Here is a 12,741-nt window from a genome sequence, read left to right as displayed (position 1 = left end):
ATGAAGTCATCGCAGTACGGCTTTACTTTGGTTGAACTGATCGTCGTCATGGTCGTTACCGGCATCCTGGCGGGCATCCTGGTGGTCTTCTTCATGCCAGCGCTGAACAACTACTTCGCCAGTTCGCGCCGCGCCATGCTGACCGACGCAGCGGACGGCGTGATGCGCCGCATGTCGCGCGATATCCGGATTTCGGTACCGAATTCGGTCGACATACGCAGCAGCAGCCAAGGGCCCTGCATCGGCATGCTTCCATCTTCGAGCGGAGGACGCTTCCGTACTGATCGCGATGTTGCCTGGGACAATGCGCATCCCGCCGCAGCCGACCAGTCCAAGCCCGCCACGCCAGGCATGACTGTCGCTGCATTCGACGCGACCACTGCCGCTGAGGGCGCCCAAAACGACTGGATATTGATCGGCAACCAGAACTACTCAGATGTTTACACTGTCGCCAACCATGGCCGTCTGAGCGCCGATCTCGGACCGCCGCCGGATCCTCGCCTCGGCATCAGGCGCGTAACACTTCAGACCCCCATGCCAGTTCCAAGGGGATACGATGGTGCACGCTTCTTCGTCGTACCCGCGGCGCAGCAGGTGGTCGCCTACATTTGCAGCAATGCCGGCCTGGATGCAAAAGGCAATGGTAGCGGCATCCTTTATCGCGTTTGGGGACATGCCATTGGCGCGGCCCCCTTGACCTGCCCCACCGCGACGCAAGGCGTTACCCCGGTCGTCGCAACCAAAGTGTCCGCCTGCAGTATCAGCTTCACGCCAAATCCGGGCGCGACGCAATTAAGCGGCCTCGCAGAAGTGGATCTGACGCTCACCGAAGCCAATGAGAATGTCCGCCTGCACTTCAGCGTCATCGTGGATAACGCACCGTGAAGAACCGGCAACTACAAGGCTTCGGCTATATCGCAGCGATCGTGATTGTGGTCGTACTGGCCGCACTCGGCGTAGCGGCGGCGCGCTTGTCGACAACGCAGCAAACTGGCGCCAACCAGGATCTGCTCTCGTCGCGCGCCTGGCAAGCGGCGCGCGCAGGCACCGAATGGGGCATGTACCGCGCCCTGCGCAGTCAGAACTGCGCGGCCGCGACGACCATCAATGTGGGTAACGGCTTCAACGTCACGGTGAGCTGCGCATCGACGGTGTTCTTTGAAGGCGAGATGGAGGACCCGGCCAATCCGGGCGCATTTCTGCCGCAGGGAAAAACCTCCTACACCATCACAGCGGTGGCCTGCAATTCAGCCGCCTGCCCCGACATCGCGCGCGTGACCGGCCTCGACTATACGGAACGCAGCCGCGTCGTGACGGCCTGTTCGCTGAACAACGCCGCTGGACTGGCCACCGGCACGCCCTGCTAAAAATAAAAAAGCCAGGCACACGCCTGGCTTTTTTGAGCGCGCTACGATCAGCCGCAGTTGGCAGCGGCCGGTGCAGCCGAAATCACGGGCGGCGTATTCGCATTAACGGCAGCGGTATATTGGATGAAGCAGGTGGCACCGGCGGCCGAGCCCACGACACTGCGCGGAACGAACGAAATCTGGCTCGCGCTATTCGCGGGCGTACCCGCCGCATTATTGCTCGCTGCATAAATCGTATAGTCAGCTGCATCGATGCCTGCCGCGGTCAGCAACGCCGCGGTGGCGGTCGGATAGCCAAAGGCGTCGACCGGTACGGCCAGGTTGCCCTCTACTGTCACGTTACCTGCCGCGCCGGAACCCGTTGCCAGCCAACGGCCATGAACCATCGCAACAGTGGAATTCAGCGCACCGCGGGCACCCGCAAGGCTGGCTGCACGCGCATCGCCGCCCATATTGATAAAGCGGGGCAGCGCAGTCGCCGCCAGGATGCCGAGGATAACCATCACCACGATCAATTCGATCAGGGTAAAACCAGACTGCTTCGAGGTCTGAGACTGTTTCATTAAGCTTCTCCAGATACTGTGAGTGTCGCGGTTTTTATTAATCGATTTGTTCCAAGGCCACACCGCCCGGCCCTGGCCCCTCGTGGGAATTCGTGAGAATTTGAGGGGTTCGAACAAATTTTACCTTGAAATTCAAGCGTCTCGCGATGCCTCCTCCAAAAAATTCGCGCGTATTTAACGTATATGACAAGGTTTCAGCCGACCGGTCGAAATACCATTGGCCCTCCGCCATTTCGCCCGGTTTCGGGGCGCTGAACTCGCCCGCATAGTTTGGCGGACGCCGTTCGAGCCAGTCCATCGGGTTCTGCTTCAGCAGCAACGCAATTTCCGCGTCCTTGCCTCTTAAATATAACGAAGCGGCTCGGCTCGCAAGGGCCGCACGCAAACTTGTAACTACCTGCTGTACTGCAAGGCGCTCCGCCTCTTCCTGGTAAAACTGCAATTTTTGCAGCAATACCCCTGCCAGGATAGCAACAATGATCGCCGCCACCGCGAACTCGAAGTACCCCGAGCCACGCTGCCATCGCTGTTGCGGCAAAGCTACATTAGATGACTTGCGGTTTGGGTGGTTCATCGCCGCAGCGCTGTCTTGCCCAGGTCCCAGATCGGCAGGAAGATGCCAAGTGCCAGCACCAGCACCATCGCGCCGAGGAAGGTAATCAGGATCGGCTCGATCTGCGAGGCGAGCGTTTTCAATTCATAGTCCACTTCCCGCTCATACATCTGGGCGATTTCTTCCATGAGGTCGTCCAGCGAACCGGATTCCTCGCCCACCGCGATCATCTGCAGCACCACCGGCGTGAACACCGCCGCCGTCACCGCGGTGCGAAGGATGGATTCGCCCCGCTCCACCCCATCGCGCATCTGTTCGATGCGCGAGCTCAGGTAGGCGTTATCGACCGTCTGCGAGACCACCGTCAGCGCCTGCACAATCGGCACGCCGCTACGCGCCGACAGCGCGAAACTGCGCGCAAAACGCGCCATCGTCGCTTTGTGGATGATCTTGCCGGCAATCGGGATGCGCAGCTTGAGGCGGTCCCACTCGTAACGCCCATCGACGGTTTTGATCCAGCTGCGGAAGCCGAAGAAAGCCGCAACGGTAACGCCCTGCAGCGGCGCCCAATAAGTCTGCACAAAATTCGAAGTCCCGAGCAGGATGCGCGTCATCAAGGGCAACTGGGCATTGAAACTGGCGAACACCTTGGCAAACGCCGGAATCACAAAGACGTTCACCACGATCATCGCAATCACCATCGCGATAATCACGAACATCGGATAGCGCAGCGCCGTTTTGACGCGGTCGCGCATGTCGCGATCGAGCTCCATATGATCGAACAGGCGCAGGAAAACCTCTTCCAGGCGGCCGGTCATTTCGCCGACCCGTATCATCGACAGGTAGAAGGCCGAGAATACATCCGGATGGCGGCGCATCGAAGCCGAGAGCTCGCGGCCCGAATCGAGCGACTCGCGCAGGTCCTTGATCACGCGCCCGAACGATTTGCTGATCGCCGACTCCTGCAAGCCCGCGAGTCCGCGCATGATCGGCACGCCCGATTTGAGCAGGGTGTACATCTGGCGGCTGAACAGCTGCACGTCCATGGACGTGACCTTTTTCTCGGTCAGGCGTTCCCACAGGCTGTCTTCGCCCTGTTTGGCGACGGCCTTGGTGACGTTGATTTCGATGGGCGTCACACCGGTGCTGAACAGCTGGTCCGCCACCGCGCCACTGTCGGTCGCCTCCAGCACCCCTTGCATCAATTCGCCGCGCGCATTGCGGCCTTTGTAGGCGAACAGCGGCACGTCAATCCTCCAGCTGGCTGCTGATGCGCATGGCTTCCGCCACGGTGGTCCGGCCCTGGATCACCAGCTGCACCGCATGGCGGCGCAAGGTCTGCCCCTCCATCTGCTGCGCTGCCGCTTTCAGGAACACGGCCGGGTCGACGTCGTTGGCGGCATCCACCACCGCCTGCGTCATCTCCAGCAATTCGTATACGCCGGTTCGCCCGCGATAGCCCAGGCCGTTGCAATGCGAGCAGCCCTTGCCGTGGAAATAGCGGCCCATGTCGACCTTGTCCTTCAGCTCAAGGCCAAGCCACTCATGCTCGTTCGGCGTCGGGGTGTACGGGGTAGTACAGGATTCGCAGATCACGCGCACCAGGCGCTGCGCCAGCACGGCCTGCAGCGAGCTGCCCACCATATAACGCGGCACGCCCATGTCCATCAGGCGCAAAGGCGTGCTGGCGGCGTCGTTGGTGTGCAGGGTCGAGAGCACCAGGTGGCCCGTCATGGCGGCGCGCAGGCCGATCTGGGCGGTTTCCTGGTCGCGCATCTCGCCCACCAGCACGATGTCCGGGTCCTGGCGCAAGGCGGAACGCAGCACGCGGGCGAAATCGAGTTCGATCTTTTCGTTGACCTGCACCTGGTTGATGCCAGGCAGGCGGTATTCGACCGGGTCTTCGACGGTGATCAGTTTCTTTTCCATCGAATTCAATTCGGCCAGCGCGCAATACAGGGTGGTGGTCTTGCCGCTCCCGGTCGGGCCGGTCACCAGCACCAGGCCGTTCGGGCGCGCGACAACGGCGCGGAATTTGTCCAGCAGCAGCTTGGGCATGCCGATCGCGTCAAGGCGCAAGGTCATTCCGCTCTGGTTCAGCAAGCGCATGACGATCGATTCGCCGTACTGGGTCGGCATGGTGGAAATACGGACGTCGATCCGGGCGTTTTTCACGCGCACGGCGAAACGGCCATCCTGCGGCAAGCGTTTTTCCGAAATATCGAGGTCGGACATCAGCTTCAGCCGCAAGGCAAGCGCCTGGGCGATCTTGATGTCGGCTTCCGTCTGCAGGTGCAGCATGCCGTCGATGCGGAAGCGGATTTGCAGCCGGGCTTCCTGCGGTTCGATATGGATGTCCGAAGCGCGCACCTGGGCCGCATCATCGAACAGCGATTGCAGCAGCTTGACCACCGGCGCCTCTTCCAGCCCCGGGCTGGCGGCGGCCAGCGCGCCGAAGTCCACCGAAGCCTCGCCCATCTCCTGTTCCAGCTCGCGCGCCAGGCCCGAGATGTCTTCCGTGCGGCGGTAGATGCGGTCGATGGCAGCCAGCACCTCGGTCTCGTTGACCACGGCCAGCTCGATCTTCTGCTTCAGCAGGCGGGTGATTTCGTCATACGCAAACAGGTCGGTCGGGTCGGACAGGCCGATCAGCATGGAACCCTTGCGGTCCTCCAATACCAGGGCGCGGAAGCGGCGGGCCTGGGTCTCGGGCAACAGGCGCACCAGGTCGGTATTGATCTGATAGAACTTGAGGTTGATATAGGGGATGTTGAGCTGGCGCGCCAGGGCGCCCGAAATCTGCTCTTCAGTGACGAACCCGTGCTCGACGAAGACCCGCCCCAGCTTGCGGCCGCTGCGTTTCTGCTCCGCCAGCGCCATGCCCAGCTGCTCTTCCGACAGCAGCTTTTGCTGCACCAGGATTTCACCTAAACGAACCTTTTCCGGCCTCGTCATATCCGCGTCCCCGATTTCACTTGGTGGTAGGAATTGTATGCGAACGAATCGTGCACGCATAGCAAAACCCGTTGCCAGATTCACCACGATCCCGGGGCGTGGCTGACGGGCGACGAATTCCCGCGATACGTGATCCAATGGCGTGGTCCCATCCACCCGACATCATGCCTGCACGCCGCCATGTACCAGCAACATTTTGGCCTGCAAGAGGCCCCCTTCGGCATCACGCCGAACCCCGCGTTCTTCTATAGCGGGAATACGCGCGGCGAGATTCTCTCCGCCCTGCTCTACGCTGTCACCCAGGGCGAAGGCATCGTCAAGGTGACCGGCGAGGTTGGCAGCGGCAAGACCATGCTGTGCCGCATGCTGGAGTCGCGCCTGCCGCGCGGCGTGGAGGTGCTCTACCTCGTCAACCCGACGCTGGGCCCGCACGAAGTCCTGCACGCCATTGCAGCCGAACTCGGGCTCGATACCGGCGGACGCCGCGCCGACGAAGTCCTGCGCGCCTTGCATGCCGACCTGATCGCCCGCCACGCGGCAAAGCAGCGCGTCGTCCTGCTGGTTGAAGAAGCCCAGGCAATGCCGCTCGACACGCTCGAAGCCTTGCGCCTGCTGACCAACCTGGAAACCGAGCGCAGCAAGCTGCTGCAGATCGTACTGTTCGGCCAGCCCGAGCTTGATGAGCATCTTTCCCTGCCGCGCATGCGCCAGCTACGCGAGCGCATCACGCACAGCTTCAAGGTGCCGCCCATGCCCCGCGAGCAGATTCCCTACTTTCTTTCGCACCGGCTGCGCGCCGCCGGCTACCAGGGACCGGAACTGTTCAGTCGCGGCGCCGTCAAGCTGATTGCGCGCGGCTCGCAGGGCATTGTCCGGCGCATCAACGTGCTGGCCGACAAATCGCTGATGGCGGCCTTCGCCGAGGATTTGCCTTTCGTAAATTCGTATCACGTGCGCCAGGCGATTGAAGACAGCCGCTATTCGTGCGCGGCGGTGCGTGGCAATCGCAGTATGATCGTTTTCGATAAATTCCTGGCAACTTGCTTCAGGCGGCGATCGGCATGAAGAACCTTGCGGCTTCCCTGTTATGCGTCCTGCTTGCGGCCTGTGCTGCGCCGAGGCTTCCGCAGTCGACTGCCCATGTGGCTGAAGCCGAACCGGTTCCCGGCGCCATTCCGGAACCGGTGCAGCAAAGTACCGCCCTCGCTCCGCCGCGCCCTGCCGCGCGCGAAGAAACCTACAGCGTGTCCGTGCATCGCGTACCGGTACAGTCCGTTCTGTTCGCGCTGGCGCGCGATGCCGGCTTGAACGTGGATGTCCATCCCGCCATTGATGGCATCGTGACCCTGAACGCGCTGGACCAGACCTTGCCGCAGTTGCTTGCAAGAATAGGCAAACAGGTCGACATGCGCTACGAGCTGCAAGGGAAAAACCTGGTGGTGCTGCCGGACCTGCCTTACTGGAACCACTACAAGATCGATTACGTCAATATGGCGCGCAGCACCAACAGCAGCGTGAGTATTGCGACCCAAATTTCGACCACGGGCGGCTCGGCGGCCGGCGGCGGCACGCCGTCGAATCCGATGCCGGTTGCCAGCGCCTCGCTGGTCAGTGGCGGCAACAACAATTCGACCACTTCGGTCGCCAACCGTTCCGACAATAACTTCTGGTATAGCCTTGAGAAGAATGTGCGCGACATGCTGCGGCCCACCACCCTGAACGATCCGCTCACGGACCCGCTGGCGCAGATGCGGGAACAGGCCAGCGCCATGCTGCAGCAGGCGCAGACAGCCGCCGCGCCGGCCGAATCGAGCTATCCGGGCGCACAGGCCGCAGCGGCGCAGGCGCGCGCACCGGCTGCAGGCAACGCCGCTTCCGCATTCAGCCCCGGCGCAACGGGCCAGGCGCGCAACGCCGCCTCCGTCATCGCCAATCCCGAAGGAGGCCTGCTGTCGGTGCGGGCCACCAGCCGGCAGCACGAGAAGGTGCAGGAGTTCCTCGACATCATCCTGTCGACCGCCAAGCGGCAGGTCCTGATCGAGGCCACCATCATCGAAGTCAAGCTGAGCGACCAGTACCAGCAAGGCATCAACTGGTCGCGCATCAATGGCAACGGCAAGCTGGGGCAAGGCCAGGTGGGGACGACACCGCTGTCGTCGGGCGTGGTGCCGAACAGCTCCGCGGGCTTCTTCATTTTCGATTACGCCAATCCCACTACCCGCTTCGGCAATATCAGCGCCACCATCCAGCTGCTGGAATCGTTCGGCAAGGTGAAGGTTTTGAGCAGCCCGAAAATCAGCGTGTTGAATAACCAGACCGCCTTGCTCAAGGTCGTGGATAACAGCATCTTCTTCACCCTCAAGGTCACGCCTGCGGTACTGACCTCGACCGGCACCATCGCCACGCCGGCGACCTACGAGTCCAAGGTCGAAACGGTGCCCGTGGGTTTCGTCATGAGCGTGACGCCGCAGATTTCCGCCGACGACGAGGTGACGCTGAATGTGCGGCCAACCATTACGCGGATTGTCGATTACGTCCAAGACCCGAATCCGGAATTGCGTAAGCAGAACGTGATCAGCCGGGTGCCCGTGATCCAGGCCCGCGAGCTGGAATCCATCCTCAAGGTCCAAAGCGGCCAGGTGGCGGTCATGGGCGGCTTGATGCAGGATTCGGTCGACAACAAGAAGGACAGTATCCCGCTCCTGGGCTCAATGCCGGTGGTCGGCAACCTGTTCTCCTACCGGAATGAAGCGGCCAGCAAGACGGAGCTGGTGATCTTCCTGCGCCCGGTGGTGGTCAAAGACGCCAGCCTGGCGGGAGATTACCGCGACTACCGCAATCTTTTGCCTGCACGGCCTGCGGAGGGACTATGAGCTTGCTCATGCAGGCACTGCGCAAGGCCGAACGCGCCCGGCACGGACGGGACGAGGAACGGGAGTCGGCCGAGGTCGGCGCCGAATCCCTGCCATCGCCGCCGGTGGAAGGCGGCCCCGCGTTTGGGGACGAGCCGAATGCCTGGCGGCTCGAACCACTGGACGCCGATCCGCCCGTGGTCGCCGCACAGGAGGCTGTGCACGATCCGGTCCCGCCGCAGGCGCGCCATGAGCCGCTGCGTCCGTCCCCGTCGCAACAGACACCCGCGCCTGCGCGCCCGCAGGAGACGGCCGCGCGCAAGCCTGAAGCCCGCCCTGACGTTACAGCGCAACGCAGGCTGCCAATTTTGGCCGGGGCGCTGGTCGTCCTGCTGGCGGTCTTCGCGATTATCTATTGGCGCGCGGTGTCGGGGCCGGGGCCGGGCGCGCGGCTGCCCATGGTACCGATGCCAGCAGCGGGAGCCCCCGCAATGGCACCGGCCACTGCCCAGCAAGCGGCCGCCATCCCGGTGACGCCGTCTGCCCCGCCGCCGGACCTCCAGGGAGTGGCCGAAGCGCCGCCCGTTGCGGCCCCTGTTGCGGTCGCCGCACCAGCGGCAGCGGCCCCCGCCCCGGCAACGCGCCCCAGCGCGGAGGTCACAATTCCCTCGCCGGAACAACTGGCGGCCATTGCCGACCCGGCGATCCGCGCCGAAGCCATGCGCGATGCCGCGGAACGCGCGGCGCGTAACCTGCGCGCTGAGACGGGGCCGGCATCCACGCCGGCCAGCCGCGTCCAGGGCGAAGCTGCTCCGCCTGTAGAAATTCACCGACCGCCCGGTGCTGAGCCTGTCAAACCCACGACCCGCGCCGCGGCTGCAAACGCCGGGGGCATGCATTCGAACGATACTGGCCCGCTGCGAACGGCTGTCGGCGAAAGCGGCGACGTACGCTTCGTGCATGGCGGAGCAGCCGCACAAATTGCTCCGTCGGTGCAGAACGGCTATGCCGCGCTCAAGTCGGGCGACCTGGCAACCGCTCGCCAGCAATACGACCGGGCCCTGTTGGAAGACCCGAACAGCCGCGATGCCTTGCTCGGTTCCGCCGCTGTGGCGCTGCGCGAACACGATGGCAGGCAAGCGTCCGGCAACTACTTGCGCTTGCTGGAGCTCGATCCCAACGATCCGGATGCCCTGGCCGGGCTGTCGGAACTCCATCCCGGCGACCTGCAGACCAGCGAAACCAGGCTGCGTGGCCTGGCGCGGCAGCATCCCGAATCGGGTCCCGTGCAATTCGCCCTGGGTAACCTGTTTGCGCGCCAGGGACGCTGGCCGGAAGCCCAGCAAAGCTATTTTCGCGCCGTCAATGCCATGCCGGACAACGCGGATTACGCCTTCAATCTCGGGGTCGGGCTGGACCACATGAACCAGCCGCGCCTGGCACGAACCTATTACCGGCGTGCGCTGGAGCTGGCGCAATCCACCCCGCCGGCCTTCAGCATCGATGCCGTCCACAGGCGACTGCAAGTCCTCGAAGCGCCGCCCCGGTAACGCATCATGGCCGACACCCAGAAAATCCTGCTCGGCAAACTGCTGATCCAGAAAGGCGTCATTAGCCAGGACCAGCTCAGGATCGCGCTGACCGAGCAAAAGCGCAGCAACGAGCCTTTGGGCAGATTGCTGATTGCCCTCGGCTTCGTCACCGAGGCAACCATGCGGGAGGCGCTGAGCGAAAAACTCAACACACGCTCGGCCGACTTGAAAAGCCTGGTGGTCGATGCGCTTGCGCTCAAACTGATTCCCAAGGACGTCGCCAAGCGCTATCGCGTCTTCCCCATCGTGTACGAGCGCGCGACCGACGAATTGGTGCTGGCGATGTCCGACACCACGAACATCGTCGCGCTGGACCAGATCAGCGCCATGCTGGTCAAAGGCATCACCTTGCTGCCGCTGCTGGTCAACGATTCCGATATCGCCCACGCCATCGACCATTACTACGGGTTCGAGCTGTCGATTGACGGCATCCTGCATGAAATTGAAACGGGCGAGGTGGCGCTGGACGCCGCTTCGGACGAATACAGCCAGCCCATGGTGCGCCTGATCGATGCATTGCTGGCCGATGCGGTGCAAAACGGCGCGTCCGACATCCATTTCGAACCGGAGCAAGGCTTCCTGCGCATCCGCTACCGCATCGACGGCATCCTGCGCCAAATAAGAAGTCTGCACCGCTCCTATTGGCCGGCCATGGTGGTGCGGCTGAAGGTCATCAGCCAGATGAATATCGCCGAGACGCGCGCGCCGCAGGATGGGCGCATCTCGATCCAGTTCTCCGGGCGCCAGATCGATTTCCGCGCCAGCACCCAGCCCACCACGCACGGCGAAAACGTCGTGCTGCGCGTGCTGGACCGGCTGAAAGGCATCGTTCCGCTCGATCAGCTCGGGCTGGCCGAACATGAGCTTGACGTCTTGAAGCTGATGATCGCCCGCCCCGACGGGCTGATACTGGTCACCGGGCCCACAGGCAGCGGCAAGACCACCACCCTGTATTCCATCCTGAACCACATCAACACCGAAACCATCAACATCATGACGATGGAAGATCCGGTGGAATACCCGATGCACCAGATCCGCCAGACGTCCGTCAACGAATCGGCCAAACTCGATTTCGCCGATGGCATCCGCTCCATGATGCGGCAGGATCCGGACGTGATCCTGGTGGGCGAGATCCGCGACAAGGAAACCGCCGACATGGCCTTGGCGGCGGCGATGACCGGCCACCAGGTGTATTCCACGCTCCACACCAATTCTGCCGCCGGCGCCATTCCACGCCTGCTCGATCTGGGCGTGGTGGCCGACGTCCTGGCTGGGAACATCATCGGCATTGTGGCCCAGCGCCTGGTGCGCAAGGTTTGCCCGCATTGCCGCCAGCCCGCCCTGGCGGACGAACTGGAGCGGCGCCTGCTCGGCCTGGGCGACCAGGATCCAGCCCCCACCATCTACCGCGCCGGTGCCTGCGACCGCTGCCTCCACCAGGGCTACAAGGGCCGCATGGCCATCATGGAGCTGCTGCGCATGAATGCCGAATTCGACGAAATGGTCGCGCGCCGGGCGCCGGCCCGCGAACTGCGCAATGCGGCCCGTGCCGCCGGCTTCCGTACGCTGGTCGACGACGGCATGCGGCGGGTGCTGGAGGGACTGACCACGCTGGACGAAGTATCGCGCGTGGTCGACCTCACCGACAGGTTGAACTGATATGCCACAATTTATCTATCGCGCCATGGATGCCGACGGCAGTATCATTCCGGGCAATATGGACGCGCATAACGCGCCCGATCTGGAGCTGCGCCTGCAGCGCATGGCGCTCGACCTAATCGATTACCGCGAAACCCGCCAGCGCAAACCGCTATTCGGCAGCCGCGCAGTCAAGCGGCGCGACCTGATCAACCTGTGCTTCCATCTCGAGCAAATGAGCAGCGCCGGCGTCCCGCTTCTCGACGGCTTGCGCGACCTGCGCGACAGCACCGACCACTTGCGGCTGCGCGAAATCATCACCGACCTGGTGGAGAAAATCGAAGGCGGCCTGCAGCTGTCGAGCGCCCTGGCGGCTTACCCGGAGATCTTCGACCCGGGCTTCACCAGCCTGGTGCGCGCCGGGGAGCAAAGCGGCAAGGTGAACGAGATATTCCGCGACCTTGCCGAAAACCTCAAATGGCAGGACGAACTCGCGGCGCAGGCGCGCAAGGCGGTCACCTATCCGGCCTTCGTGTTGCTGGTCGTCGTTGGCGTGATGTTTTTCCTGATGATCTACCTGGTGCCCCAGCTGACCGCCTTCATCAAGAATATGGGACAGGAGCTGCCTTTCCATACGCGCGCGCTGATTGCCCTTTCCGACTTCTTCATCCACTACTGGTACCTCCTGCTGGCGATGCCCGTACTGCTTTGGCAGGGCACGCTCTGGCAATTGCGGCGCAGCGAACGCACCGCTTTCGCCTTCGATCGCCTGCTGCTGCGCATCGTGCCGGTGCTGCACAAGCTGGTCATGGCCCGTTTCGCGACCTATTTCGCCCTGATGTATGCCGCCGGCATCCCCGTCCTGGAGTGCATCCGGCTGTCGGAAGGCATTGCCAATAACCGGGTGGTGGCAGCCGCCATGCGGCGCGCCAGGGAACTGATTGCGGAGGGCCATGGCGTGGCGGCTGCATTCAGGCAAGCCGGCCTGTTCCCTCCCCTGGTGGTGCGCATGCTGCGCGTGGGCGAATCGACCGGAGCTCTCGACGCAACCCTGCGCAATGTCGCCTACTTCTACAACCGGGAAGTGCGGGAGCGGATCGAGCGCATGCAGGCGATGATCGAACCGGCGATGACGGTGGTGCTTGGCCTCCTCCTGGGCTGGATCATGCTCTCGGTGCTCGGGCCGATTTACGACACCATCAGCTCAATCAGGATCTGACC

At 63.0% G+C, this 12,741-nt stretch carries 11 protein-coding genes; 7 read left to right on the top strand and 4 right to left on the bottom strand.

What is annotated here, in order from left to right; all coding sequences use genetic code 11:
- Together H597_RS0112685 and H597_RS33265 are read left to right on the top strand one after the other, a co-directional pair.
- Positions 1 to 885: a prepilin-type N-terminal cleavage/methylation domain-containing protein gene (locus H597_RS0112685; protein WP_035374046.1), complete on the top strand. Its 885-nt coding sequence runs from the start codon at positions 1 to 3 to the stop codon at positions 883 to 885.
- Entirely contained in the window at positions 882 to 1,367 is a 486-nt protein-coding gene (locus tag H597_RS33265; RefSeq protein WP_051293745.1) for a hypothetical protein, read from the top strand. The genes H597_RS0112685 and H597_RS33265 overlap by 4 nt, the downstream gene beginning before the upstream one ends.
- A 47-nt stretch (positions 1,368 to 1,414) precedes the next feature.
- On the opposite strand, the gene H597_RS36175 is transcribed toward H597_RS33265, so the two are convergent.
- From H597_RS36175 to H597_RS0112660, 4 genes are read right to left on the bottom strand one after another with little or no spacing between them, the layout of a single operon-like run.
- On the bottom strand, positions 1,415 to 1,930 hold the full coding sequence (locus tag H597_RS36175) for a prepilin-type N-terminal cleavage/methylation domain-containing protein (RefSeq protein WP_035374043.1): 516 nt from the start codon (positions 1,928 to 1,930) through the stop codon (positions 1,415 to 1,417).
- A 37-nt stretch (positions 1,931 to 1,967) separates the two neighbouring features.
- Positions 1,968 to 2,504, bottom strand: coding sequence for a hypothetical protein (locus H597_RS0112670; protein WP_154668084.1), 537 nt, complete (start codon positions 2,502 to 2,504; stop codon positions 1,968 to 1,970).
- The gene (locus H597_RS0112665; RefSeq protein ID WP_028102474.1) at positions 2,501 to 3,730 is read right to left on the bottom strand and encodes a type II secretion system F family protein; all 1,230 of its coding nucleotides are present in this window, start codon (positions 3,728 to 3,730) and stop codon (positions 2,501 to 2,503) included. The genes H597_RS0112670 and H597_RS0112665 overlap by 4 nt, the downstream gene beginning before the upstream one ends.
- A 1-nt stretch (position 3,731) precedes the next feature.
- Positions 3,732 to 5,438: a GspE/PulE family protein gene (locus H597_RS0112660; protein ID WP_028102473.1), complete on the bottom strand. Its 1,707-nt coding sequence runs from the start codon at positions 5,436 to 5,438 to the stop codon at positions 3,732 to 3,734.
- A gap of 180 nt (positions 5,439 to 5,618) precedes the next feature.
- Here H597_RS0112660 and H597_RS30720 point away from each other — a divergent pair, with 180 nt between their 5' ends.
- From H597_RS30720 to H597_RS0112635, 5 genes are read left to right on the top strand one after another with little or no spacing between them, the layout of a single operon-like run.
- On the top strand, positions 5,619 to 6,503 hold the full coding sequence (locus tag H597_RS30720) for an ExeA family protein (protein WP_083941067.1): 885 nt from the start codon (positions 5,619 to 5,621) through the stop codon (positions 6,501 to 6,503).
- Positions 6,500 to 8,311, top strand: coding sequence for a pilus (MSHA type) biogenesis protein MshL (gene mshL / locus H597_RS0112650; protein WP_028102472.1), 1,812 nt, complete (start codon positions 6,500 to 6,502; stop codon positions 8,309 to 8,311). The genes H597_RS30720 and mshL overlap by 4 nt, the downstream gene beginning before the upstream one ends.
- Entirely contained in the window at positions 8,308 to 9,840 is a 1,533-nt protein-coding gene (locus H597_RS33260) for a tetratricopeptide repeat protein (RefSeq protein WP_051293744.1), read from the top strand. Before mshL ends, H597_RS33260 begins: the two co-directional genes overlap by 4 nt.
- Positions 9,841 to 9,846: 6 nt before the next feature.
- Positions 9,847 to 11,541, top strand: a complete 1,695-nt coding sequence (locus H597_RS0112640) for a GspE/PulE family protein (protein WP_028102471.1) — start codon at positions 9,847 to 9,849, stop codon at positions 11,539 to 11,541.
- Position 11,542: 1 nt separating this feature from the next.
- Entirely contained in the window at positions 11,543 to 12,739 is a 1,197-nt protein-coding gene (locus H597_RS0112635) for a type II secretion system F family protein (RefSeq protein ID WP_028102470.1), read from the top strand.
- The last annotated feature ends 2 nt before the right edge of the window (positions 12,740 to 12,741 follow it).

The organism is Pseudoduganella violaceinigra DSM 15887, from assembly GCF_000425385.1.
In the GTDB taxonomy this organism is placed as follows: Bacteria; Pseudomonadota; Gammaproteobacteria; order Burkholderiales; family Burkholderiaceae_D; genus Rugamonas; species Rugamonas violaceinigra.
This window is presented reverse-complemented; position numbering and strand designations above follow the sequence as displayed.